Source organism: Litorivivens sp. (assembly GCF_041624475.1).
Lineage (GTDB): Bacteria > Pseudomonadota > Gammaproteobacteria > Pseudomonadales > Spongiibacteraceae > Litorivivens.
In genome coordinates this window covers 1-22,720 of record NZ_JBFJUX010000011.1, presented here as the reverse complement: position 1 = coordinate 22,720, position 22,720 = coordinate 1, and the positions used below count along the sequence as shown (strand labels likewise).

General features: G+C 55.3%; 17 protein-coding genes and 1 tRNA gene. 3 read left to right on the top strand and 15 right to left on the bottom strand.

The features are described 5' to 3' along the window. Window positions 1-84 precede the first annotated feature (84 nt). A complete protein-coding gene (locus ABY734_RS11985; RefSeq protein ID WP_372779410.1) occupies window positions 85-1,947 on the bottom strand; it encodes an amidase family protein in 1,863 nt (620 codons plus the stop codon). A 429-nt stretch (window positions 1,948-2,376) separates the two neighbouring features. Here ABY734_RS11985 and ABY734_RS11980 point away from each other — a divergent pair, with 429 nt between their 5' ends. After that, the gene (locus tag ABY734_RS11980; protein ID WP_372779408.1) at window positions 2,377-3,387 is read left to right on the top strand and encodes a hypothetical protein; all 1,011 of its coding nucleotides are present in this window, start codon (window positions 2,377-2,379) and stop codon (window positions 3,385-3,387) included. Between the two features lie 44 nt (window positions 3,388-3,431). Here the strand turns inward: ABY734_RS11980 and ABY734_RS11975 are convergent, their stop codons facing one another. From ABY734_RS11975 to ABY734_RS11925, 11 genes are all read right to left on the bottom strand, one after another. Continuing rightward, on the bottom strand, window positions 3,432-3,686 hold the full coding sequence (locus tag ABY734_RS11975; protein WP_372779407.1) for a hypothetical protein: 255 nt from the start codon (window positions 3,684-3,686) through the stop codon (window positions 3,432-3,434). Between the two features lie 138 nt (window positions 3,687-3,824). Further along, window positions 3,825-7,076, bottom strand: coding sequence for a type I restriction endonuclease subunit R (locus ABY734_RS11970; RefSeq protein ID WP_372779406.1), 3,252 nt, complete (start codon window positions 7,074-7,076; stop codon window positions 3,825-3,827). 46 nt (window positions 7,077-7,122) lie between these two features. Continuing rightward, a complete protein-coding gene (rhuM, locus tag ABY734_RS11965) occupies window positions 7,123-8,109 on the bottom strand; it encodes a RhuM family protein (RefSeq protein WP_372779404.1) in 987 nt (328 codons plus the stop codon). A 56-nt stretch (window positions 8,110-8,165) separates the two neighbouring features. Further along, window positions 8,166-9,605 carry a restriction endonuclease subunit S gene (locus tag ABY734_RS11960; RefSeq protein WP_372779402.1) on the bottom strand — a complete coding sequence of 480 codons (1,440 nt, stop codon included), beginning with the start codon at window positions 9,603-9,605 and terminating at the stop codon, window positions 8,166-8,168. After that, window positions 9,595-11,193 (bottom strand): N-6 DNA methylase, encoded by a 1,599-nt coding sequence (locus tag ABY734_RS11955; RefSeq protein ID WP_372779401.1) that lies wholly within the window; start codon window positions 11,191-11,193, stop codon window positions 9,595-9,597. Before ABY734_RS11955 ends, ABY734_RS11960 begins: the two co-directional genes overlap by 11 nt. 527 nt (window positions 11,194-11,720) lie before the next feature. Continuing rightward, the gene (locus tag ABY734_RS11950; protein WP_372779400.1) at window positions 11,721-12,206 is read right to left on the bottom strand and encodes a JAB domain-containing protein; all 486 of its coding nucleotides are present in this window, start codon (window positions 12,204-12,206) and stop codon (window positions 11,721-11,723) included. A gap of 848 nt (window positions 12,207-13,054) precedes the next feature. Continuing rightward, window positions 13,055-14,503 carry a hypothetical protein gene (locus ABY734_RS11945; protein ID WP_372779398.1) on the bottom strand — a complete coding sequence of 483 codons (1,449 nt, stop codon included), beginning with the start codon at window positions 14,501-14,503 and terminating at the stop codon, window positions 13,055-13,057. A 75-nt stretch (window positions 14,504-14,578) separates the two neighbouring features. Further along, window positions 14,579-14,818, bottom strand: coding sequence for a helix-turn-helix transcriptional regulator (locus ABY734_RS11940; protein WP_372779397.1), 240 nt, complete (start codon window positions 14,816-14,818; stop codon window positions 14,579-14,581). A gap of 186 nt (window positions 14,819-15,004) precedes the next feature. Continuing rightward, window positions 15,005-16,210 (bottom strand): tyrosine-type recombinase/integrase, encoded by a 1,206-nt coding sequence (locus ABY734_RS11935; RefSeq protein WP_372779396.1) that lies wholly within the window; start codon window positions 16,208-16,210, stop codon window positions 15,005-15,007. A gap of 181 nt (window positions 16,211-16,391) precedes the next feature. Continuing rightward, window positions 16,392-16,468, bottom strand: a tRNA-Pro gene (locus ABY734_RS11930). An 89-nt stretch (window positions 16,469-16,557) separates the two neighbouring features. Then, entirely contained in the window at window positions 16,558-17,436 is an 879-nt protein-coding gene (locus ABY734_RS11925; RefSeq protein ID WP_372779395.1) for a mechanosensitive ion channel domain-containing protein, read from the bottom strand. 135 nt (window positions 17,437-17,571) lie between these two features. Between ABY734_RS11925 and ABY734_RS11920 the strand changes: the two genes are divergently transcribed. Further along, on the top strand, window positions 17,572-18,891 hold the full coding sequence (locus ABY734_RS11920) for a nodulation protein NfeD (RefSeq protein ID WP_372779394.1): 1,320 nt from the start codon (window positions 17,572-17,574) through the stop codon (window positions 18,889-18,891). Between the two features lie 3 nt (window positions 18,892-18,894). Continuing rightward, window positions 18,895-19,641, top strand: coding sequence for a slipin family protein (locus ABY734_RS11915; protein ID WP_372779392.1), 747 nt, complete (start codon window positions 18,895-18,897; stop codon window positions 19,639-19,641). Window positions 19,642-19,677: 36 nt separating this feature from the next. Here the strand turns inward: ABY734_RS11915 and ABY734_RS11910 are convergent, their stop codons facing one another. Genes ABY734_RS11910 through pheT form a run of 3 tightly spaced genes read right to left on the bottom strand, consistent with a single transcriptional unit; the run spans window position 19,678 to window position 22,695 of the window. Further along, window positions 19,678-20,034 carry a MerR family transcriptional regulator gene (locus tag ABY734_RS11910; RefSeq protein WP_372779391.1) on the bottom strand — a complete coding sequence of 119 codons (357 nt, stop codon included), beginning with the start codon at window positions 20,032-20,034 and terminating at the stop codon, window positions 19,678-19,680. Beyond that, window positions 20,015-20,317, bottom strand: coding sequence for an integration host factor subunit alpha (ihfA, locus tag ABY734_RS11905; protein ID WP_183409419.1), 303 nt, complete (start codon window positions 20,315-20,317; stop codon window positions 20,015-20,017). Before ihfA ends, ABY734_RS11910 begins: the two co-directional genes overlap by 20 nt. A gap of 5 nt (window positions 20,318-20,322) precedes the next feature. Continuing rightward, complete coding sequence (gene pheT, locus ABY734_RS11900) at window positions 20,323-22,695, bottom strand: phenylalanine--tRNA ligase subunit beta (protein WP_372779556.1); 2,373 nt, start codon at window positions 22,693-22,695, stop codon at window positions 20,323-20,325. Between the last annotated feature and the right edge of the window lie 25 nt (window positions 22,696-22,720).

Here is a 22,720-nt window from a genome sequence, read left to right as displayed (position 1 = left end):
CAGTATTTGCGGGTTATTTCCTCACCCACTTTGGTGAAACCCCGCCGCCGGCCAGCGACGAAGCTTCACCGTCAGGTGCCGGGCTCAGTCACCGGTAGGGCCGGCCAGCGCCTCCAGCACCTCGATGTAGTGCGCTGGATCGATATTCTCGGGCGCTTGCTCGGCATAGGTGGCGATTGCGGCGCGCTGGCGCGCGTTGAATTGGGCAATGGTGCCATTCTCGCCGCCGGGCGCGGGGCTGATTACCGGCGGTTTGCGATGCAGAGTCGCCTGCTCGAAATCGTAGGCGATGCCAATGCCGGTGCCTTCATCAAACTGACGGACAAAAATCTCCATCCCTCGGGGCACACCAACAGATTCATCAAAGCCTACCGGCACAACGATCGACCCCATCTGGGTGGTGGACCCAAAATCGCAGGTACGGCCGCCGGTCGGCCCGGGTGACAGGATCAACGCATCTACACTGATGGTTTCGCCAAACTCGTCGCGCACCAGATCGCCGTTGTCATCGGTGATTGCATCCATGACGCCAGTCACGTAGGCCCGCATATCGCGAATTGCTTGTAATTGCGATTCCGAAGGCGCGAGATCTGCACTATCAAGAGCGGTCAATGCAACCAAGCCTGCGGTTCTCGGTCCTATCCGACCGGATTCGACAATACCGTCGATACCCGCGCAATCGTCACGGTCGTGGGTTTCTGTCGCCCGAAGGCTGGAGACACACCGACGCGGACTGGAGCCCCCTTCAGCTTCAAACCCGGCAAAATACTGATTCATATCATAGTGTCGTGAGCCCGCGCCCAGATTCGCGAAATCCGGCAGGTAGACATCGTAGATGTTTGCGCCCATGGCTTTGAGCTGTTCAATTGCCGCATCAATCAGTTCACCTTGAGCCCCGGTACCAGTCACCGAGGTGCTGCCACCAAGATTTCTAAGTACCCCTATATTTCGCCCAGCCACACCGTACTGCTCCCTGTCCAAGAATTGGGTGTAGTCTCCTGGACGTTCATTGGCAGGAAACCAGGCGGCTTTCGGGTCGCGCGCGTCAAAGGTTGCCATCGCACTGAGCATCAGCGCGGCATCTTCCACGGTGCGTGTCATCGGGCCGCCGGTGTCGCGTTCGTGCGACAGCGGGTAAATCCCATGCTGGGAAATCACCCCGAGACTCGGTCGAATACCCACCAGACCGTTGACTGAAGACGGGTGACGAATGGACTGACAGGTATCGGACCCGGTTCCCCCCAGCGCAAAATTCGCCGCGATTGAGGCCCCGGTACCCGATGATGAACCCGCCGGACTTTCGGCCGTATTGTAGGGATTGCGTACCTGAATGGCCCTAGCGGAAAAACCCATAGTGAAATAAGCAAATTCATCCTGATTGGCCTTGCCGAGAATGACGGCGCCCGCCTGACGCAAGCCATCTACCGAATGCGCGTCAACACCGGCCTGATGCCCGAGCATAGAGTAAGAGCCCTGGGTGGTGGGGTAATCAAAGGTGTCGTAATTATCCTTCAAAAGCACCGGCATACAATGCAGAAAGCGATTGCCAATTCCACGATCGCGCTCGTAAAGCGCATCCAGAACTGACGCCTGATCCAGAGCGTTAGGCATAATCGCCAGCACCCCCAGAATGGGCAGTCCACCACTCTCCTGAGGCGTATCGTTATAGGCCAGGATACGATCAATATACATCTGTGTGATTTCCACGCAGGTCAGAGGCTCGCCATCCTCAGCTACCATGTCACCGGCGAGCACCGCATGTACGTCTGCCATGGTTGCCTCGACCAGCTCAAACTCACGCAAATCGCTGATGCCATTGTCGTTCTCATCAACAAAAGGTTCCGATTCGGAAGCAGGCGCTGCCGGCGACGAACTGGAACCGCCACTGTCGTTACACCCGACCAACAGAACCATCGCTGCTATCAGGACAAGACAATAAAACTTCATACACACCCCTCTATGACTACTTGCCGCCTATCGCCAAGCAGCGATAAACCTGTTGTTTGCTGGCCCTTTGTAAAACAGGTGCCTGCTGCGAGTAGTCATTGAGCAAGAACAGTGCCACACCAGAAAACCAGCCATACTGGCGACAAAATGTGATTTATCGCACCGGCATGGAACAGCGCATGCACTCCCATCTGGCAATGTCACACCCTAAGTCGGTCAAGTAATCCTGGTGTGTAATTGAACAAACCATTTCGCTTAAGGCGAAGACACTGTCGCACTGGATGCAGTAAATCCACCAGAGTCTTACTGTGGAACCGCGACCTGTGCCCAGTCTGCCCTGCGTAAACAAGCAGATAGACCATTGCATCACTCTGGTAGTATTCCACCCAGCCCTTGCCGTCTCCAACCATCCCCGTACGATTCAGCACTATGCTGAATTTGAATAGGCAAAAATTGCGCGACAATCAGGAAGCCACCTGGTTTGCGGTCGACCTGATCATGCTTGCCCTGCTCATGGTCAACCTGATCTGGCTCACATTTGACTGGCTGTTTACTGTGGAGTCTTTTGCAAGCGTTCTGCAAAGTCTGGCTCCCGGCTTTCATCAGTTTTACGCCGATCAGATTCACCCCAATTTTCTGCAATATGACCTGATGTTTGTCGCGGCATTTATTTCTGAATTTCTGGTGCGCTGGGTGGTCGCCGTCCGCCGGGGCCGCTACACGCGCTGGTACTGGTACCCCTTTATTCACTGGTATGAGGTACTCGGCTGTATTCCCCTAACCGGGTTCCGCCTGCTGCGCCTGCTGCGTATTATTTCAATGCTCTACCGCCTGCAGACACTGGGCATCATCAATTTGCGGGAAACCCGCGCCGGGCGCTTCGCACAGTCAAACTACGACGTACTGATGGAGCATATAGCCGACCGCGTGGTGATTAACGTACTCGATGGAATGACAGACGAGGTTCAGCACGGCAGACCAGTCATGCGCGACCTGATCCAGCGAGTTATTCTGCCCCGCAAACAGGCCATTGCCACAGCGCTGGCCGACCCAATGACCCAAGGTCTTGAACATCAGCTGGCGCGTCATCACAGCGCAATTCGCAGCTATCTTCAAAACCGTATTCGGGAAGCCATGGAGGCCAGCGAAGATATCGGCAAATTGGAAAAGGTACCCCTCGTCGGCGACTACACACTGGAACTGCTGGAACGTACCATCAGCGACATCGTCTACAACATCTTCAAACAGTCTGCCGACGACCTGACCCACGTCGACAACAAGCAACTGGCGGGAACGGTTGTCGAAGCGGTTATGGAAATGCTGATGAAAGAGTCGTCAGGGCTGGACCAGGTGGCAGAGGATATTCTTGTGGAGTCGCTGGAGCTTATCAAGGAGCGGGTTGCGGGTAATAAGGCTTTGGAGCGGTTGCAGAATGAGTAGCGCTGGAAACTTACGCCGCCATAGCTATCTCGGCAATAAGGTGTCTAGCTGTTTGGCTGGACCATTCCTGCTAATAAATATAATCGATCAAAAATAATGCTGACTCGCTCCGAGTCGCCACGGGCATGGCTGTTGATCGCATCTTCAAAGCGCTCTTCAGATAAGAAAATTCCGAGCTCCTCCGCCAGATAATCTCTGACATCCATAGGCGCAGATTGGAATGTCATCATCCAGGTTGGCCGAGGGGTATTTGAACCCACGCTCAGTAAGCCGGCATTGTAATTCAACGAACTCAACATAACTTATTGCGTGAACTATCAGATCTACGTCATCTGTTGCGCGTACCTGTTCTCTAGTAAATTCATCTGTAACGAGAAGTCCGGTAGTGGCGCCCCCGACAAAAGCCATCTTCGATGAGGATATTTTTATAGGTGACGCTAGGATGTGGCGCTCTGGTACTTCTTGAAGTTCTCCGCCTGCTCGAATATCTCTTTGTACACCTCATCCCGGTCCACAGGAGGGTAGCCATGGTCGGCCAGCACCAATATCAGGTCGACCTTGAGCTCCGCTTTGATGTCGGCTCGCTGGCTCCAATCTGTGTACTTCACCTTGTCATCCACCACCGCCTTCACCGCCTTGGCTAAGGGTCCCAGCTTGTCCTCCGGGTAGGTAAAGTCATATTTGATGGCGAGAGCTTTGAGGATGTCGTAGAAAGCCTTTTCCTCAATGGTATCGATACCCTCGGGCAGGTCTTGTTGTTCCATACGGATGGCGTCGATCAAGGTCATGATCTCGGAGGAGAAGTCCTCCAGTACGTCGCTGACCAGTACATTGTCTTCCTTACGCTCGTTGTAGGCATCAACCAGCGCCTTAAACCGCTGGGAGAAATCCAGCCCCTTGGTCTTGTTGGTCTTCTTGAACTCCTCAATGGCCCGAGCCAGTAGCTGCTGCAATAACTTGATCTTGGTATTGGGTAGTTTGATCTTCTCGATCTTGGCGAGGTAATCCGGATCGAACAGGTCGGTGATGCCAGTACTCTGCTCGCCCATTTTGAAGATCTCCTCAACACCATCGGCTTTCAGGGCTTCGGTAATCATCTCCCGCACCCGGGCGTTCATCTGCGCGGTATCAGGGGCATTGCCCTTGGTCAGTTTGAACACGATGGAGCGAACAGCCAGGTAGAAGTGGATCTGGTCGCGCTCCTGCTGACTGATCCGCTCTGAACCACTGCAGATGTCGTAGGCGGCCTTCAGGCGCTTCACCAGTGCCATAAAACGCTTCTCAAAGGCTTCGGTTATTTGCGCAAACTCAGCCGCCATATTGAGGCAGTTGAGCTGCTCTACCGGGCTCCCGCTAAAGTAAGGAGTCGCATCAAACTTGTGGAAGGCCTTGTTGAGTAAATCCAGGTGGTCTTTCACCACAATAACCGACTGTTCGATCTCTTCGATGTTTTGCTGGTCGGCTTTGTTGTAGTGGGCCAAGGCCAGATTCATCTGCTTCTTGATGCCGATGTAATCCACCACCAGCCCCTTCTCCTTGCCCTCAAACTTGCGGTTTACCCGAGAGATGGTCTGGATAAGGTTGTGGCGCTGGATAGGTTTGTCGATGTAGATGGTATCCAGAAAAGGCACATCAAAACCGGTGAGCCACATATCCACCACGATGGCGATCTTGAAGTTGGATTTGGGGTTCTTGAACTGGCGATCCAGTTCCTTGCGGTACTCCTGAGTACCCAGCATTTCGTACAGGGGCTTGGCGTCGTCCTTGCCCCGGGTCATGATCATTTTGACCCGCTCCATGGGCTTTATCTCTTTCTTTTCCTGCTCGGTGAGTGATGCTCCGGGTTCACAAGTCAGCACGTCATTCCACGCCGGGCGCAGGGCAATCACCTGTTGCCAGAAATCGTAGGCAATCTCCCGTTTGCTGCACACGAACATGGCCTTGCCCTTGATCGTGCCGCCTTCCGAAAGGCGCTTTTCATAGTGGGCGACAAAGTCTTCCGCGAGTGCCTTGATCCTGTCGGGGTCACCCAAGATGGCCATCATATTGGCGCTGGCCTTCTTGGATTCCTCGATCTGGTAGTCGCTGGCACCGTCCTCGGCGCACTGGTCGTAGTAGGCCTCGATCTCCTCCAGCTTGCTGTTGTCCAGTACCACCTTGGCTGCCCTGCCCTCATACACAATCGGCACGGTGATCTCGTCCTTCACGGACTCGGTCATGGTGTAGCTGTCCACCACCTCACCAAAGACATCCAGGGTGGCGTCGATGGGGGTGCCGGTAAAACCCACGTAGGTGGCATTGGGCAGGGAGTCATGCAGGTACTTGGCGAAGCCATAGGTCTTGCGCACGCCGTCCCTGGTCACCCTCACCTTCTGGTCCAGATTCACCTGGCTTCGGTGCGCCTCATCGGAGATACAGATCACGTTGTCGCGGTCGGTGAGCAGTTCGGTATCTTCGGTGAACTTGTGGATGGTGGTCAGGAACACACCGCCACTGTTACGGCCCTTGAGCAGTTCGCGCAACTGGGCCCGGCTCTCCACGCTGATCACGGTCTGATCGCCGATATAGGTCTTGGCGTTGGTGAACTGCTTGCTGAGCTGGTCGTCCAGATCGGTGCGGTCGGTGATCAAGACAATGGTCGGACTTTCCAGCTCCAGGCTCTTCATCAGCAGGCGGGACAGGAACAACATGGTGTAACTCTTGCCGCAGCCAGTGGCCCCGAAGTAGGTACCGCCCTTGCCGTCCCCTAGCGGTTTACGATGGGTCAGAATGTTCTGGTACAGCTTCGTGGCCGCATAGAACTGAGGGTAGCGGCAGACGATTTTCTCTTCCTTCTTGGACACATCCGGAAAGTAGATAAAGTGCCGCAACACCTGCCGCAGCCGATCCTGATTGAACAGCCCCTCGATCATGGTGTGCAGGGCATTGATGCCATCCTGCTCAATGGATTCGTCGCCAGTGACCTTACGCCAGGTGTAGTAGAAGTCGTAGGGAGCAAAGAGTGAGCCCAACCGGGAGTTCACGCCGTCACTGATCACACACAAGGAGTTGTACTTCATCAGCTCCGGTATATCTCGGGCATACCGCGTTGTCAGCTGCACGTAGGCATCATGGATGGTCGCCTCTTCCCGAACCGCACTCTTGAATTCAAACACCACCAGTGGCAAACCATTGATGTAGAGAATGGCATCGGGAATGCGTTTCTCACGGCCTTCTATTTCCAGCTGGTTCACCACCCGGTAGCGGTTGTGGGTATGGGTACCCACGGCGTAGCCGGCATCGGGATCAGCCACCACCGTGTCCAGCTCTTCCTCTGGCGGTATCCGGGCCTCGGGTAAGCCCGCGTAATCGATCAGTTGAATGTAGAGGTCTTTCTGGCTCTGGTGCTCTTGGCCCGCTGCAGGCTCCCGCTTGAGCAGAAAACCATCGGCTACCAGTTTGTGAACAGCTCTGTTGGTGTCGTACAAGTCGGCGGCAGGCAGCGCTTGCAGGCGGTTGATAATGGCCTGTATTTCACCGGGGGTGATATTGTCGCTGGCGTAGCGGGTCTGCAGGTACTCGGTGAGATCTTCGGTAAGCAGTACATCCTGAGGGCTTCGGGTAATCGTGCCGCCGGGGGTATAGGGATAGCCCTGCTCTCCCAGCAGCGCAATGATGGCCTCTTCCAGCCTGGCTTCGTTAAAACTCACAGATCAGCCGCTCCCTCGCGTTCTTATTCTGGTTACCCGTTTCTGCCTACCCCGAGGCCTGCCCCTGACTCAGCATATGCATAATCAGGCGGATCAACACCTCTTTCTGCTTTGGATCAGACTCTGCCACCAGCAGGGTCAGGGCCGCAAGTCCGGTATCGTTGATCACCGGGTTACCCCTGGAATCGATAAGCCGGCCATTGCGGTGCAGAAAATCCACAAACAGAAAGGCGCCGCTGCGCTTGTTGCCATCGGAAAACGGGTGGTTCTTCACCACAAAGTACAGCAGGTGAGCCGCCTTGCTCTCCACCGTGGGGTAGGCTGGCTCACCAAAAACACTCTGATCCAGGTTACCAAAGATACTGGCCAATCCGGCATCCCGGGGCCGGGCAAACAGATCCGTGGCCTCCCCCCGCTCTATCAGCTGGGCCTTGAGGTTATTCAGGGCGTCCATGGCCTCACCGGGGTTCGGCAGGGCTCCCCCGCTCTGACCACTAGGCTCATCCAGCAGACCTTCGTCGTAGCGCTGCAGCCAGAGAAAGGTCTGGGTATAGCGGGAGACAATATCCACCAGCCCACGTCCGGCATCGCCTGTCAGTTCAGAGCTTTGGGCGGTTTTCTGGATCAACGCGATTGCCTGCTGCAACGCGGCGGCGTTCTTATCGAAGCGGGCCTGGTTCAGGGTGTAGCCCTGTACCAGATGCTCTTTTAGGCGCTGGGTCGCCCAGCGACGGAACTGCACGCCCTGCGGAGACTTAATGCGGTAGCCCACCGAGATCACCACATCCAGATCGTAGAAGGTCACCGGGCGGTCGGAATTTGCAATTTGCATTTTTTGCAAATTGCTTTTTTCAGAAATTTCTTTTTCATTCAAAGCGTTACGTATGTGTCGAGAAATGACTGACACATCACGCCCAAACAGATCTACCATCTGGGCCTGCGATAGCCAGACGGTATCGGCCTCCAGATGCACCTCTATCTGGGTCTGGCCATCTGCGGTCTGGTAAATTTCGATTTGCTGATCGGTGCTCATATCGCCTCCTTGCGATGTTGGTTTAGGTAAAGGGCTACCCTGCCGATATTCATTCGCTATACCGCCTCGGCGATCTGTTTTTCCGCTTCGGGGATGCGGAGTTCACCGGAGAGGAGTTTGGGGAGAAGGGTGTCGCGGAGTTTTCCAAGCGCTTTTATTTCTTTACTTATCTCGGTCATCTTGGAAAACCAAGGTCTCGTGTGCTGTGTAAAGAGCTGTAATACAGAGCCCCCAGTGGGCAATGCGAGGCAGTAGGAATCGAAACAGGAGTTTTGCACTCGCTGTCTACCAGACGAACCAACCATGTTGGTAATACAATGCTGCCGGAAATTTACGTCCCTCGCTAATGCTGCGACAAACGGTGTTGATATATCTCCGACAGGACGCAGGACAATAAACTCGGTAGAGCCAAAGCCCGCGCTTTCGGGTTCCAAAAAATCGACAACTGCCGTTTTGCCATTTTCAAGGCAAGGGGTTATCCGAGCTAGCAGTACGTCACCATTTTCAAACTTCGCTCCACCGGAAAATGCTTTCTCTGATATCTCATCAACTGAGTAACCGGAGGTTGGTAGCGCTTTCATATCAACGAACTTCGCGACCTGGCCTTTCTTCACAGATACTCTTGGGTTAATTGATAGCGCAATGCTGACTGGCTGAACCTCCCACCCCTCCGGCACCCATCCCATTTCCTCAGTAAACGCAAAGCGATCCGGGAACTGCCGTTGCAGGCCGTCGGGTAGGGGCTTGCGCTTGTGACTCGCGCCTTCCGTGGCGCTCGCCCTGCGGGCGTCCTCGTCGGACGTCCAAACATGCTGTCCTGCACGTTTGTCGCCGAGGGCTTTGCGCTTTTCGGCTTTGGCCTGCAGGGGCTCGGGGATGTCGTTACCCGCCGCCAGGGCGTTGTCGATCACGGGGTCGAAGTCTACAAACCAGCTTTTGAACAGAGCCTGGGCCATAGATTCCAGCGTGATGTTGATCTGGCGGTTGAGTTCGATTTTGTCGTCTATAGCGCCGAGGATATGGGCGATTTTCTTCTGTTTAGCGATACCGGGAAAGCGCAGGATAACCTTCCGCAACTCTGACTGTTTGATACCTGATACCGTAGTTCCGCTAGCCCGACCATCTAGTTGGGCTCGCATCTCTTTCGTAAGGAAGAGGTATTTTAAGTAGGTGTTGTCCAGAAGATCAGCTTTGCCTCGTAAAGTAATCACTCGTTGGGCGAGAGCTACCTTTTCATCTCCCAGTTGGGCTACCTCGCCCAGCGGTGCCTCTGTCGTCAGTACAACATCACCAGGCTTCGGAATACCGCGTCGCATCCAAGATTCATAATCAGCTTCTGCAATATACTCAGTTGTTGGCTGTATTACCCCTGCCTTAATGATCTTGGCAGTCACTAGCGGAATACCAGCAGATGTTTTTTTAGGGGTCTTTCCCCGGTAATCAATAATCGCGTCCATGCATTCTTCTAAGGGGTATTCGTATAGTTCACCGGTCATACCCAAGCCCCGCCAAATTCTCCCGAATCACCCCATCCAGTTTCTCGGCCTCATCCATCTGCCGATACAGGGTCTGGGTCAGCTCCGCCATCTTTTCCTCAAAGGGAATCCCATCGTCTTCAATCTCGGCAGCACCTACGTAGCGCCCGGGGGTCAGCACGTAGTCATTGGCCTTAATGTCGGCCAGCGTGACGGCTTTACAGTAGCCGGGGTGGTCTTCGTAAACACCATCTTTGGCTTCACCGCGCCAGGCGTGGTAGGTGCGGGCTATCTCGGCGATGTCGTCGCCGGTCAGTTCCTTGTGGGTACGGTCGATCATGGAGCCAATATTGCGGGCGTCGATAAACAGGGTTTCACCCCGGCGGTCGCGGAAGGGCTCACGACCATCGGTAAAATGTTGTTCGGTTTTGTCTTTGGTAATAAACCATAAGCAGACCGGTATCTGGGTGGTGTAGAACAGCTGCCCCGGCAGGGCAATCATGCAGTCGATCAGATCGTTCTCGATCAGCTTCTGGCGAATGGCGCCCTCGCCCTTGGTGTTGGTACTCATGGAACCGTTAGCCAGTACAAAGCCCGCTACACCGCGCTCAGACAGCTTGGACACCATATGCAGTATCCAGGCGTAGTTGGCGTTACCCACCGGTGGCACCTCGTAACCGGCCCAGCGCGGGTCGTCGGTCAGCTCGTCGGTGCCCCGCCACTGATCCAGGTTAAAGGGCGGGTTCGCCATGATGAAATCGGCCTTGAGGTCCGGGTGCTGATCCTTGAAGAAGGTATCGGCGGGCACCTCACCCAGGTTGGCGGAGATACCGCGAATGGCCAGATTCATCTTGGCCAGCTTGTAGGTAGTGCTGGTCTGCTCCTGCCCGTAGATAGAGATGTCTTTGGTGTTGCCGTGATGGCTCTCAATAAACTTTACCGACTGAACGAACATACCGCCTGAACCACAGCAGGGGTCGTAGATTTTGCCGTGGTAGGGTTCAAGCATTTCCGCCAGCAGGTTGACCACACACTTGGGGGTATAGAACTCACCCCCGCCCTTGCCTTCAGTGGCGGCGAAGTTGCCCAGAAAGTATTCGTAGACGCGACCGACAATATCCAGCTCGCTGTCTTGCCCTTCTTTTTGAACAATCGTGTCGATGTTGTTGATGGCATCAATCAGGGCCGCCAGCTTGCTGACATCGATACCCAGCCGCGAGAAGTAGTTGTCGGGCAAGGCGCCCTTCAGGGCCGGATTGTTCTTCTCTACGGTATGCAGAGCGGTATCGATCTTGACCGCGACATCGTCCTGCTTGGCTTGCTTTTGAATGTAAGACCAGCGGGCTTCTTCCGGCAGGTAGAAAACGTTCTTCATGGTGTAGAACTCCACCATGTCCACGTAGTCCCCCTTCCCTTCGTCAATGAGCTGCTGCTTGCGTTCCTCGAAGGTGTCGCTGACGAACTTGAGGAAGATCAGGCTGAGTACCACGTGCTTGTACTCAGAGGATTCCACCGTGCCACGCAGCTTGTCGGCGGTGTGCCAGAGGGTCTGTTCAAAGCTCTGTTGTTTGGCGGGTTTGGTCTTTTTGGTGGCTGACTGCTTTGCCATTGGATGTCCTTCTCAATACCGGCGCCGGATAGAAGTAAGGGCCAGTCGGTGATTATTCATTATGGCTGCCATTCTAACAGCCCCCAGACCAAGGGGAATGCCTGCATTCTGCACCGTTACAAGAAGCACAGAAATGTAAACCAGATATCAGCTCCACTTCTCCTGGACTCTCTGCTGAGGGAGAGCCTTACCCTCCCTCCCCAGCAGGCGCAGGCCGCGCAGTGCCCCAAGCGAGGATGAACCGACGGCGGAGCACGAGGCCTGAGCAGAGCCGCCGTCCGGCGCCTGCCGGCAAGGCGGGCTGTGAAGGCTGAGTGTGACAGAGGAGGTGAACCGCAGCGCCGGGAGCACGGGAGCGGTCTAGCCTGCGGTAATGAATAAACCAAGCAGATTTACACATAGAACTGATTATGCGGCGAAGGCGGACAGCGGCCACGCTGCGCATAATCCCGTTTTATGTTACTTCTGCGACTTCCTTACTGAGCCAAGGTCAAAAAACGCTGAGCACCCCACAAAGGTGCCCAGCTTCATAGTAGGCCCTGTTCGGCCATGGAGAGTTCGCCTTCGGCACTCACAATTACGTGATCCAACACCCTGACATCAATCAAACCAAGGGCATGGATGAGCCGTGAGGTCATGGCGTTGTCGGCCTTGCTGGGCTCTGTGACCCCAGACGGATGATTGTGGGTGAGTATGACAGCGGCAGCGTTGAGCTCCAGAGAACGTCTGACCACTACTCTGGGGTAGACAGCAGCGCCGGCAACAGTGCCTCTGAATAGGCGCTCAAAGCTCAGCAGGCGGTGCTGGTTATCCAGGAACAGGCAGCCGAAGTATTCATCACGGGCTGTGCCCAATTTGAGGCGACAGAACTTCTTGGTTTCAACGGCGGAGGTAAAGGCGTCACCAGCTCGCAGAGTCGACTCCAGAATACCTATGGCTTCTTGGATGGTGGCCTGCTGCTCAGGTGAGATCTGAGGGTACAACTTCAAGGGTAGGACTTCTTGTTCGGTCATGGGGTTGTCCTCATGCGGTCAATAGTTGATGAGGCAGCACCATGCAGAGCCGGCGCTTGCCCGCTCTCGCGCGCCAGCGCCTGCGGGCAGCAAACAGAGAGCCATGAACAGGTAGGCAGCGGTGGGGCTTCTTTTCGTGTGGTACACGGGGCGAAGACCCCGGGGGGGGGGGTAGGCGCGAAAGCGGCTACCTTACTGGAAGTGCTGGAGGCGGAGGTCTGTGAGCATTTTTTGAAAAACCCGCTGATCAAACAACACACAGCCCACCAAATTAAGCCAACACCTATTACTCGTATATCAATCCCAGGAACTCAAACGAGGTGGGGAACAACTTCTATATTTAACATCTGCGCCATCGCCCCCTTCGCCTCGCGACGGTGGGCAAAAGCCCACCTGCGGGCTGGGGGCTCTGGCGCACTCCGTATTTCTATTGAAGAACAGCTGCTGCGTGGAATCATAAGGACGTACACGTAGTGGAAGCCAGGCGCTCCTCAGGTATAGGCGAGCCTCACTCCTCTACTCCACTCACATATTCCCTTGTCCATATCACATATTGAATACCAGCAAGCAGTTGGTATATCGGCTGTATATAGTCGTAAACGACAAATCTAGATAGTTAGAATATCGGGGAGAACTTTTCCGGGAAAGATAGATTATCGGGTGTATATCGTATTGCCTGGAACTGGGGTTAGAGGATCGGTTTGAGTACTGGTTGCAGAGGGAAAAAATAGGGGAAAACTGACACCCTCCGGGAAAGCCGTGAAAACCGGTAAAACGAGAAAACCGGGCATAGCCCCCTCTCCCGTAATACCGGTTTTCCCGGTTTTCACGTTTTCCCAGTTATTACCCTAGGTCATGGCGAATGCGTCCGCAGCTTCTGCCTCATACTCCTGGGCGTTTTCGACCAAAGTATACTGGCAGGCATTATTAGGCCCTCGGGCTTTTTTCCAAAGGGGCGCGGCACCTTCTTCGTAGTCAGCCAGCACCCGGAGTGCAACGCGCCTCCCTACCCCTCGACCCGCTGAGAACTTCAGTATCTCGCTCTGGTTAGAGCACCCCGAAGAAATCGCCTCCGCGATTACCTTAATGGCTTCATGATCGACCTGTCGGCGGCGGTGTTCCCGCGTATCGACATAGTCGGTCAGCGAGACCTCCCGGAACTTATCGATTGTGAAGGTCAGGGGTTCCATAATCCCCCTGGTTTTAGCGGGCAAGGTCGAGACCGTCATCGAGCCATCCTCGTGTTTGACGGGCAGGAAGTAGATAAGCGTGTCACAGTCATTCATGACGTCTCCTACGCCATCAAATTTTGGCAGTCCCTCCGCATCCTTGTACTTCGTGGTATGCGCCAGCAGGACGAAAGTCGCTCCTTTGTTACACAGCCTTCGCAGAAGACTGTAGAACTGGCTGACCTTGGCCTTGTTCATCACATCGACAAATTTCTTCAGAGTATCGAGAACAAATACGTGGCCTTTCAGACTGGAGAGAGACCCAAGGCTGCCCATGAATTGATCAGGGGTCACCCCACGGATATCCAGATTACAGAGTTCGAAGCCTCTGACTTCTGCATACTCTTGGTAGGTCTTCAGCTCAGCGCCGGAGCAATCTTCATTCAGATAAGTAATCTGGTAGCCTTCGTCTACCTGACTACAGATCCAGTTCATGACCGTGGTCTTTCCCCCATTGGGTTCAGCGCAGATCACCGTTATCTGCCCTTCATAAAGCAGATTGTCAAAAACAAACCGTTGGTTTTCCAGATGCTGAATGTGATCCCGTTTCACGGCAAATTTACTGAGGACCTGTCTCGACTCAATAGTCTCTTCAATCCGCGTTGAAACCGCCTCATCGCCCTCCCCGTCCAGATACTGACTCCACGTCGGATAGGAGGTTGGCGGATAAAGAGGCTCAGCTGCGCACTGCAAACGCGCCTGACGTATCTCTTCTTTACGGGCATGGTGGCCAAACAGCCATAGCCCGTCAGGGTATCTGAGGGCAAGGGCATTCAACGCTTCAGCAAGCCCATCTTCATTTACGACAGCGATGAGCCCGATGTCGTTTGGCTGCAAACAGTAGAGCGCCTGTAGATCAGCAACTGATAGTGCAACAAACATCTGCTCGCCTGAGCCGATCTGAATATAAAGCGGAGTATTTCCGCCCTGAGCCTGCTGCTCTAGCCGACGCTCCAGAAGGCCAAAAATGCTGCCGTCAGAGCCGGCATCCACTTCAATAGGCACAATCTCGTCGCCTACAGAAGGTTTACAAAATATGGTGACGTGATTTTGCTTTAATTCACTCATAAAACATAAGTCCTCTGGTTACGTTGAGTTGTTGCTAGCCCCGGTTTAGCTGCCCGCCAACCGGGGTATAGCCACTCATTCATCACCGAGATCACGCGCAGCGATCCTCTCGTCCAACCACTCCTCTACCTCGGACTCCAACCACGCTCGACTGGTACCACCCGGCACCAAAGCGAGGCTCTGCGGAAACTTTCCTTGCGCCGCCAAGGCGTAGATATACGAGCGCGAAAGCCCGGTGATGCGCATGACATCCCGGATACGCAGTAGGCGTTTGCTGGCCTGGATTTGAGAAGGCAATTGGTTTGCGTGAGCCATGTTGATTTCTCCGGCAGTTCACTCATGTCCACACCGTCTGATGGGACTAATGACTACAATGCACAACTGAAAGTCTTTTTTCTGAAGAATTTGGCCTTTCGAGTGAAACTAAATCTCTGCAAAGTTGCGGACAGTATGGTAGCCCTCCGCACGCAGTAGACATCTGCGTACGAAAGGCGCCGGAGTTCAGGGGGATTTGGCTAGGGCTTGTTCTTTGAGAGAGTCGAGGTAGTCAGCCCAACCCTGCATCATCTGCGCACGTCCCTCTAAGTGGGTGGTGCGGTTATAGGCCCGGCCGTTGGGGTCGCGTACTTGGTGGGCTAGCTGATGTTCGATCCAGTCGATGCGGTATCTCAAGACTTCATCTAGAAGAGTTCGCGCCATTGCCCTGAATCCATGGGGCGACATGGTTTGGTTGTCATAGCCCATAGTTCTCAGTGCAGTGCGAACACCATTGTCCGACAGACAACGGCTCGCCCCTCGTGGGCTTGGGAATACGTAGCGTCCGTTACCGGTAAGGCGATGGAGTTCTTTTAGGGCAGTTTCGGCTTGAGTACTCAGCGGGACGATATGCGCGACTCGCATTTTCATCCTCTCAGCGGGAATCTCTATACGCCGTTCCGCCCAATTAACGTCGGACCATTCCAGCTGTCTGATCTCGCCGGGGCGCAGGAACATCAGCGCCGAGAGCTTTAGCGCCGTATGAACGACCGCGGTGCCCTGAAAACCATCTATGGCTACCATCAGCTTACCGACCTCAGCTGGCTCAGTGATCGCCGCGATATGAGTTTTCTTTGGGGACCTTAATGCACCTGTGAGGTCGGCGCAGGGATCTCGCTCCGCTCGCCCGGTCTGAATGGCATAGCGGAAAACTTGACTGGCCGCCTGCTTGGCCCTGTGCGCTGTCTCAACCTTACCCTGGTTATCTATCTTTCTCAGAATGGCCAAGATTTCCGGTGCGGTAATCGCGGAAATGGGGCGGCCCCGCAGGCCGGGGAACAGGTGATTCTCAAACAGCCTCAGGGTTCTATCCCTATGACTTGGGGATTTGTCGACCATCCTGATCGTGAACCACTCTCGGGCGATTGCCTCAAAGGTATCTGCCGCTGCTATGTGGCGTGTGAGCTGTTCTAGCTTTCGAACGTCAGCTGGGTCTTTATCTTCAGCCAACAGTTCTTTGGCCTTGAGGTGCTTGCCTCTGGCTTCCGCAAGAGACACTGCTGGAAAGGTACCGAGCGCAAGTAGCTTTTCTTTACCGAGAAACCGGTACTTGTAACGCCAGTATTTCCTGCCGTTAGGGTTTACCAGGAGAAACAGGCCACCTCCGTCGAAGAGCTTATAGGCCTTCTCTCGGGGCTTGGATTGCTTTACTGCGGTTGCTGTAAGGGGCATATCATCCGTCCTTCCATCGCTGGGGGTATCAATGGGAAAGCCGGGCGTTCTACCCCCACTCATACCCCCATAGGTTGGGGTATGACATCAGATGGGGTAGACACCATTGGACGGAGTATAAACAAAAAAGCCCTGAATAACAGGGCTTTAGAGATGCCATCAGACTGGATGGACTTGAATTTGGTCGGGACGGCAGGATTTGAACCTACGACCACCACACCCCCAGTGTGGTGCGCTACCAGACTGCGCTACGCCCCGATTTGAGGGTGAGCATAATACAGCAGACCCTTTGGCAATTAAATAGGGAAACGTGAAAAACTGGCCTTACTGTTTGATTTTCGACCGTTTTACACATCCACCTGAGCGCTGGCGGTAGGCTCTTTTTTCACCGAAAAGTTGCCCTCCATCACGTCGCTCAGGATAGCCTGCTCAACGCTCACCCGGCGGCTGCTGGGAACCGGCAGACGCATAATCAGGTGTATCTCTTCCGGGGCTGGCACCTGGATGGTGATGCGGGGTTCTACTGACGGGGGCTCCAGCCCGCGCTGGGCGCTGAAGCGGACGAGGTAGCGACGGGCTTCTTCGGCGTAGGGGGCGCATTCGCGCTTGGCGGCCTGAAGCATTGCATCTCTGGCACCTTGCCAGTTGTGATCCCGCTTAAAGGGAATAATGATCACATGAAACAGGTACTTGGCGTTTGGGGTTTCATTGACCACAGCGTCTGTTACAAACAGGGCATTGGGTATCGTCAGCACCCGGCCGGTCAGCTGATTGGAGACCTTGCCAGGGCCTACCTCCAGCAAGGTGGTGGTAAGGGGGTTGTGGTCAATGACGTCACCGCGGTATTCCTTGATCTGAATGCGGTCACCGATATCAAAGGCGCTGCTGCCCGCTCTGAGCATCGCGCCTATCAGACAGAGGATCAGCTCCTTGGTCGCCACTACCAGAGCAACAGCGATGGCAACCACGGACAGGGCGAGCGTTCTGAGCTCTTCGCCCCAGATCAGCACCAGCCCAAGCATCAACAGGAGAATGAAGGCATTGCGTGACTGAACCAGCCACTTGGCTCGAAGATCGGCGGTGGACACGTTTTTGCGGATAAAACGGGCGCTGACCGCGCGCAGAATCAGTATGGCGACGACCAGCAAAAAGGTGCTGATCAGCAAACGCAAAAATGGAGCCAGTAGAACGGCCTGTTCCTGCGTCAGTTCCACCTGCTCCAGCATCCGATATCTCCCGCCAATTACCGATTCGGTAGACATTGTACATTAGCACCGGAATTACCATGCTGTGAATTTGCCAAGCAGGCTCGCGAGTGCCAAGCTGAATAGGCACTTCCAGCATGGAGGGCAGACTCAACCATGATGAGAGCAATGCTTCTGGCACTGCTGATCACCGCTTCAGGCATAGGGCGGGCCGGCGAGGTATGGCTGGTTGATATCGATGGCGCAATCGGACCCGCGGTAGCGGATCACGTGGTACGTGCGATCGAGCGAGGCAATCAGGCCGAGGCAGGCACTGCGGAGCTGATAATTGTTCGCATGAACACGCCTGGCGGCCTGGATCACGCGATGCGCGACATTATTAAGCAGATCATGGCATCACGCGTGCCAGTCGTGGGCTTTGTTGCCCCTCAGGGTAGCCGCGCCGCCAGTGCGGGCACCTATATTCTCTATGCCAGCCATATTGCCGCCATGGCACCGGCCACCAATCTCGGAGCCGCAACGCCAGTGCAGCTTGGCGGTGCCACACCGCTGCCGCCCGGCGGGCAAGACGACAAATCCAGCGACTCCAAACCGGATGCCAAACAGCGAAAAGTGCTCAACGATGCGGTGGCCTATATCCGCGGCCTGGCGGAAGAGCGCGGTCGTAACGCCGAATGGGCCGAGTCGGCGGTAACAGAGGCCGCTACACTCACCGCCCAGGCTGCATTGGAATCCGGGGTAATCGACCTGATAGCGGATAACCCGGCTGATCTACTCAAGCAATTGCATGGCCGGACCGTTGCCACCAGCGGCGGCGAACGCCAGCTCGCCACCGAAAACGCCACGATAAAAGTCGTAGAACCCGACTGGCGCAATCAGTTCCTGCAGGTAATCACCGATCCGAACATCGCCTATCTGCTGTTGATGTTGGGCATTTACGGCCTGATTTTCGAGTTTTCCAACCCCGGCGTGGGCGTGGGCGGAATTGTCGGTGGAATCTGCCTACTGCTCGCCGCCTACGCCTTGCAACTGCTGCCCATCAGTTATTCGGCACTCGGTCTGATGTTACTGGGGCTGGGTCTGCTGGCGGCGGAAGCTTTAAGCCCCAGCGTGGGAATCCTCGGGCTGGGTGGCATCATCGCTTTTGTGGTGGGCTCTATCATGTTGATGGACAGCAACGTCCCCGGCTACGACATCGCATTGCCGGTCATCATAGCGGTTGCCATAGGCAGCGCGCTGCTGTTGCTGGTTATTCTCAACCTGCTGCGAAAAACACACCGCCGCCCCGCAGTAAGCGGCTTATCGACCCTCACAGGCGCCACCGCCCGCATTGACCACCTGCACAAAGGCCGGCCGATGATTCGCCTAGACGGTGAATGGTGGCAGGTTCGCTGTAACACGCCGCTCTCGGTAAACGACACCGTACGGGTGGTGCGCGCCGAAGGCCTGGTACTCGAGGTTGAAAAGGAGAATTAAACCATGAACTACTTTACCGTTGCTTTTATAGCCATTGTCATCCTGTTTCTACTATCGGCGTTTCGGGTTCTGCGGGAGTACGAGCGCGGGGTGATATTCTTGCTAGGCCGCTTTCAGAAGGTCAAAGGGCCGGGGCTGATTATTGTGATCCCCGTTATCCAGCAAATGGTCAGGGTGGATTTGCGCACGCTGGTAATGGATGTTCCCACTCAGGACGTTATTTCCATGGACAATGTGTCCGTGCAGGTAAATGCAGTGGTCTATTTCCGGGTAGTCGATGCGGAAAAGGCCATCATTCAGGTTGAGAACTACTATGATGCGACCAGCCAGCTGGCCCAGACTACCCTGCGCTCGGTGCTAGGCCAGCACGAATTGGACGATATGCTCGCTCAGCGCGACAAACTCAACGCCGACGTACAGGAGATTTTGGACGACCAGACCGATGCCTGGGGCGTGAAGGTGGCCAATGTCGAGATCAAGCATGTGGATCTCAACGAAAACATGATTCGCGCGATTGCCAAACAGGCTGAGGCAGAACGGGAACGCCGCGCCAAGGTGATTCATGCTGAAGGCGAATTGCAGGCCTCTGAAAAGCTGGCAGAAGCCGCCAAGATACTGGCCACCCAAAGCCAGGCCATTCAGCTGCGCTATCTGCAGACTCTCAATGAGATAGCCGGAGAGAAAAACTCGACAATTGTGTTTCCGGTGCCGGTGGATTTGTTGAATAAGTGGAGCGAGCTTGGGAAGTAGCGGGAAGCGTCCTTACCCCCTCCCAGAGGGAGCAAGTCAGGCTTTGAGCTCTTTCAGCAGATCTTCCAATTCGACAATCATCTGCCGAATCAGTTGCTTGTATTGGGTTTCGTCGTCTTTGGCCTCATCGCCGGACAGCCGCTGACGGGCGCCGCCAATGGTATAGCCTTGATCGTACAGCAGGCTGCGGATCTGACGGATCATGATCACGTCCTGGCGCTGGTAATAGCGGCGGTTGCCCCGACGCTTTACCGGCTTGAGCTGGGGAAACTCCTGCTCCCAGTAACGCAGTACATGTGGCTTGACCAGACACAGATCGCTGACTTCGCCTATGGTGAAGTACCGCTTGCCGGGGATGGCCGGCAATTCGTCGTTATGACTCGGTTCCAGCATACTGTTCTACTCGTGCTTTTAATTTTTGTCCTGGGCGGAAAGTAACCACCCGGCGCGCAGAAATAGGGATCTCTTCACCGGTCTTGGGGTTGCGCCCCGGCCGTTGGCTCTTGTCGCGCAAATCAAAATTGCCGAACCCGGACAGTTTGACCTGTTCGTTATTCTCAAGACAATTTCTGATCTGCTCGAAAAACATCTCTACCAGTTCTTTGGCCTCACGTTTATTGAAGCCCAGCTGTTCGTAGAGATGTTCTGCCATCTCGGCTTTGGTAAGCGCTGCCATGACTCTTAGTTCCTCAGTGTCGCGCCAAACCCCTCTTCCAGAGCGCGGATTACGTGACCTACGGATTCGTTCACTTCTTCTTCGTTAAGAGTGCGCGAAGAATCCCGATACGTCAAGCCGATCGCTAAACTTTTTCGTTGTGGATCAATACCTTCACCCTCATAAATATCAAACAGGTTCAGGTTGACGAGATGTTCGCCGGCGGCGGCTCTGGCCGCATCCAGTACGCTTTGGGCGGGTATTTTGCGGTCGATCACCAGCGCCAGATCCCTGCGCACCTCCGGGTAGCGCGACGGCGTCTGGAAGCTTGGCACACGCCGCTCGGTCACGGCGGCCAGTTTTACCTCGAACAGGTAAACCCCCTTCCCAAGGTCGAACTGCTGGGCCAGCGAGGGGTGCAAAGCTCCGACATAACCAACCACTTGGTCATCCAACACCACTTCGGCAGTTTGGCCGGGGTGCAGCGCTGAATGCTCGCCCGCCTGAAAGCGAAAATCGCGCCCGGCTACCAGCTTGAGTACTGACTCCAAATCACCCTTGGCATCGAAGAAATCCACCCTCTCCCCTTTGCCATGCCAGTTTTCCGGCAGACGATCGCCAGTCAGCACAGCAGACAGCGTTGCTTCCTGAGTCAGGCTGCCATCGGCGTTCGGCACAAAACACAGGCCGGTTTCAAACAGGCGCACCCGCGCCTGCTGACGATTCAGGTTATGCGAAACGGCTTTGAGCAGACCCGGCCAGTGGCTAAGGCGCATATCCGCGAGATCCGCCGAGATCGGATTGATCAGGGAAACGGTCTCAACACCCGGGAACAGAGCCTTTTGCCAAACGGGGTCAACAAAACTGTAGGTGATAGCCTCCTGATAGCCCAGCGCGGTCATCCGGCGACGCACTTCGCCCACGCCAATCTGGCTTTCGGGCTTGGCGATAATTTCCAGGGTATCGGTGATCGGCTTCACCGGCAGGTTGTTGTAACCGACGATGCGGGCCAGCTCCTCCAGCAGATCCACTTCTATCGCCAGATCAAAGCGCCAGCTGGGTGTTGTAACCGCCCAACCGCCGTCGGCTTTCTCCACCTGAAGGCCGAGACCTTTCAGAATACTTTCTACACGCGCTGCGGGCACCGGCATGGCCAGCATCTTTTCAATGCGCGCCTCGCGCAGGCTGATATGTTGAGGCTCAGGCAAATGCGCGGTGGTTCGCTCAACGACCGGGCCCGGCTCACCACCTACGATTTCAGTAATCAGGCGGGTAGCGCGTTCAATGGCCTGCTTGGGCAGTTCATAGTCCACTCCCCGCTCGAAACGATGCGAAGAATCCGTATGTAAACCATAGGAACGAGCCCGGCCAGCGAGCTTTTCCGGCGCAAAAAACGCTGATTCCAGGAAAATATCGCGGGTGGTTTCACCGACAGCGCTTTCCTTGCCGCCCATGATACCGGCCAGTGCCAGCGCCTTTTTATCATCGGCGATGACCATGGAATCGCTGCGCAGTTCCAACTCCTGACCATCGAGCAGAGTGATTTTCTCGCCCTGCGTGGCCAGCCGCACATGAATGCCACCATCCAGTTTTGCCAGATCAAAGCCGTGCAGAGGCTGCCCCAGCTCCAGCAGAATGTAGTTTGTAACATCCACCACCGCATCAATGGAGCGCAACCCGGCTCGGCGCAGCTTTTCCTGCAGCCACAGCGGCGATGGCTGACTGATATCGATATTGCGAATCACCCGACCGCAGTAGCGAGGGCAATCTTCTTCGGCTTCAATCGTGATCTCGCGCTGTTCGTCGTTAACGGCTGCAACAGGCGAACAATCGGGTTCATTGATGTCCAACTCATTCAGCACCGCCACATCGCGGGCGATACCGCGCAGGCTGAGACAGTCTGAGCGATTGGGGGTAAGCCCGAGCTCGATCAGCTTGTCGTTCAGGCCCAGCGCATCGCGCAGATCCTGACCAACCTGCGTCTCGGGTGCCAGCTCCATCAAACCGCCAGTGGATTCACCCAGCTCCAGCTCGTCGGGGCCGCAGAGCATGCCGAAGGATTCCACGCCGCGCAGCTTGGCCTTTTTGATTTTGAAGTTGCCCGGCAGCACCGCGCCCACGGTCGCAAAGGGCACCTTGATGCCAGCTCGCGCATTGGGAGCGCCGCAGACTACCTGGTACTCGTCCTTGCCGTCGCTGACCTTGCACACCCGGAGCTTGTCCGCATCCGGGTGCTGCTCGGCGGCGAGAATTTCACCGACGATCACGCCGCTGAAGTCACCGGCGACCGCTTCAATCGCGTCCACTTCCAAGCCGGCCATCGTGATCTGGTCGGCCAGTTGCTGTGTATTCAGCTCCGGATTTACCCATTCTCGAAGCCACTGTTCGCTGAATTTCATCGCTATTCCAATCGCTGTGCCCGCT

What these genes read in the sequence shown, in the direction of transcription:
- ABY734_RS11985 (WP_372779410.1), bottom strand. Translation starts at nt 1,947, where the DNA reads ATGAAGTTTTATTGTCTTGTCCTGATAGCAGCGATGGTTCTGTTGGTC.
- ABY734_RS11980 (WP_372779408.1), top strand. Translation starts at nt 2,377, where the DNA reads ATGCTGAATTTGAATAGGCAAAAATTGCGCGACAATCAGGAAGCCACC.
- ABY734_RS11975 (WP_372779407.1), bottom strand. Translation starts at nt 3,686, where the DNA reads ATGTTGAGTTCGTTGAATTACAATGCCGGCTTACTGAGCGTGGGTTCA.
- rhuM (WP_372779404.1), bottom strand. Translation starts at nt 8,109, where the DNA reads ATGAGCACCGATCAGCAAATCGAAATTTACCAGACCGCAGATGGCCAG.
- ABY734_RS11960 (WP_372779402.1), bottom strand. Translation starts at nt 9,605, where the DNA reads ATGACCGGTGAACTATACGAATACCCCTTAGAAGAATGCATGGACGCG.
- ABY734_RS11955 (WP_372779401.1), bottom strand. Translation starts at nt 11,193, where the DNA reads ATGGCAAAGCAGTCAGCCACCAAAAAGACCAAACCCGCCAAACAACAG.
- ABY734_RS11950 (WP_372779400.1), bottom strand. Translation starts at nt 12,206, where the DNA reads ATGACCGAACAAGAAGTCCTACCCTTGAAGTTGTACCCTCAGATCTCA.
- ABY734_RS11945 (WP_372779398.1), bottom strand. Translation starts at nt 14,503, where the DNA reads ATGAGTGAATTAAAGCAAAATCACGTCACCATATTTTGTAAACCTTCT.
- ABY734_RS11940 (WP_372779397.1), bottom strand. Translation starts at nt 14,818, where the DNA reads ATGGCTCACGCAAACCAATTGCCTTCTCAAATCCAGGCCAGCAAACGC.
- ABY734_RS11935 (WP_372779396.1), bottom strand. Translation starts at nt 16,210, where the DNA reads ATGCCCCTTACAGCAACCGCAGTAAAGCAATCCAAGCCCCGAGAGAAG.
- ABY734_RS11925 (WP_372779395.1), bottom strand. Translation starts at nt 17,436, where the DNA reads ATGCTGGAGCAGGTGGAACTGACGCAGGAACAGGCCGTTCTACTGGCT.
- ABY734_RS11920 (WP_372779394.1), top strand. Translation starts at nt 17,572, where the DNA reads ATGATGAGAGCAATGCTTCTGGCACTGCTGATCACCGCTTCAGGCATA.
- ABY734_RS11915 (WP_372779392.1), top strand. Translation starts at nt 18,895, where the DNA reads ATGAACTACTTTACCGTTGCTTTTATAGCCATTGTCATCCTGTTTCTA.
- ABY734_RS11910 (WP_372779391.1), bottom strand. Translation starts at nt 20,034, where the DNA reads ATGCTGGAACCGAGTCATAACGACGAATTGCCGGCCATCCCCGGCAAG.
- ihfA (WP_183409419.1), bottom strand. Translation starts at nt 20,317, where the DNA reads ATGGCAGCGCTTACCAAAGCCGAGATGGCAGAACATCTCTACGAACAG.
- pheT (WP_372779556.1), bottom strand. Translation starts at nt 22,695, where the DNA reads ATGAAATTCAGCGAACAGTGGCTTCGAGAATGGGTAAATCCGGAGCTG.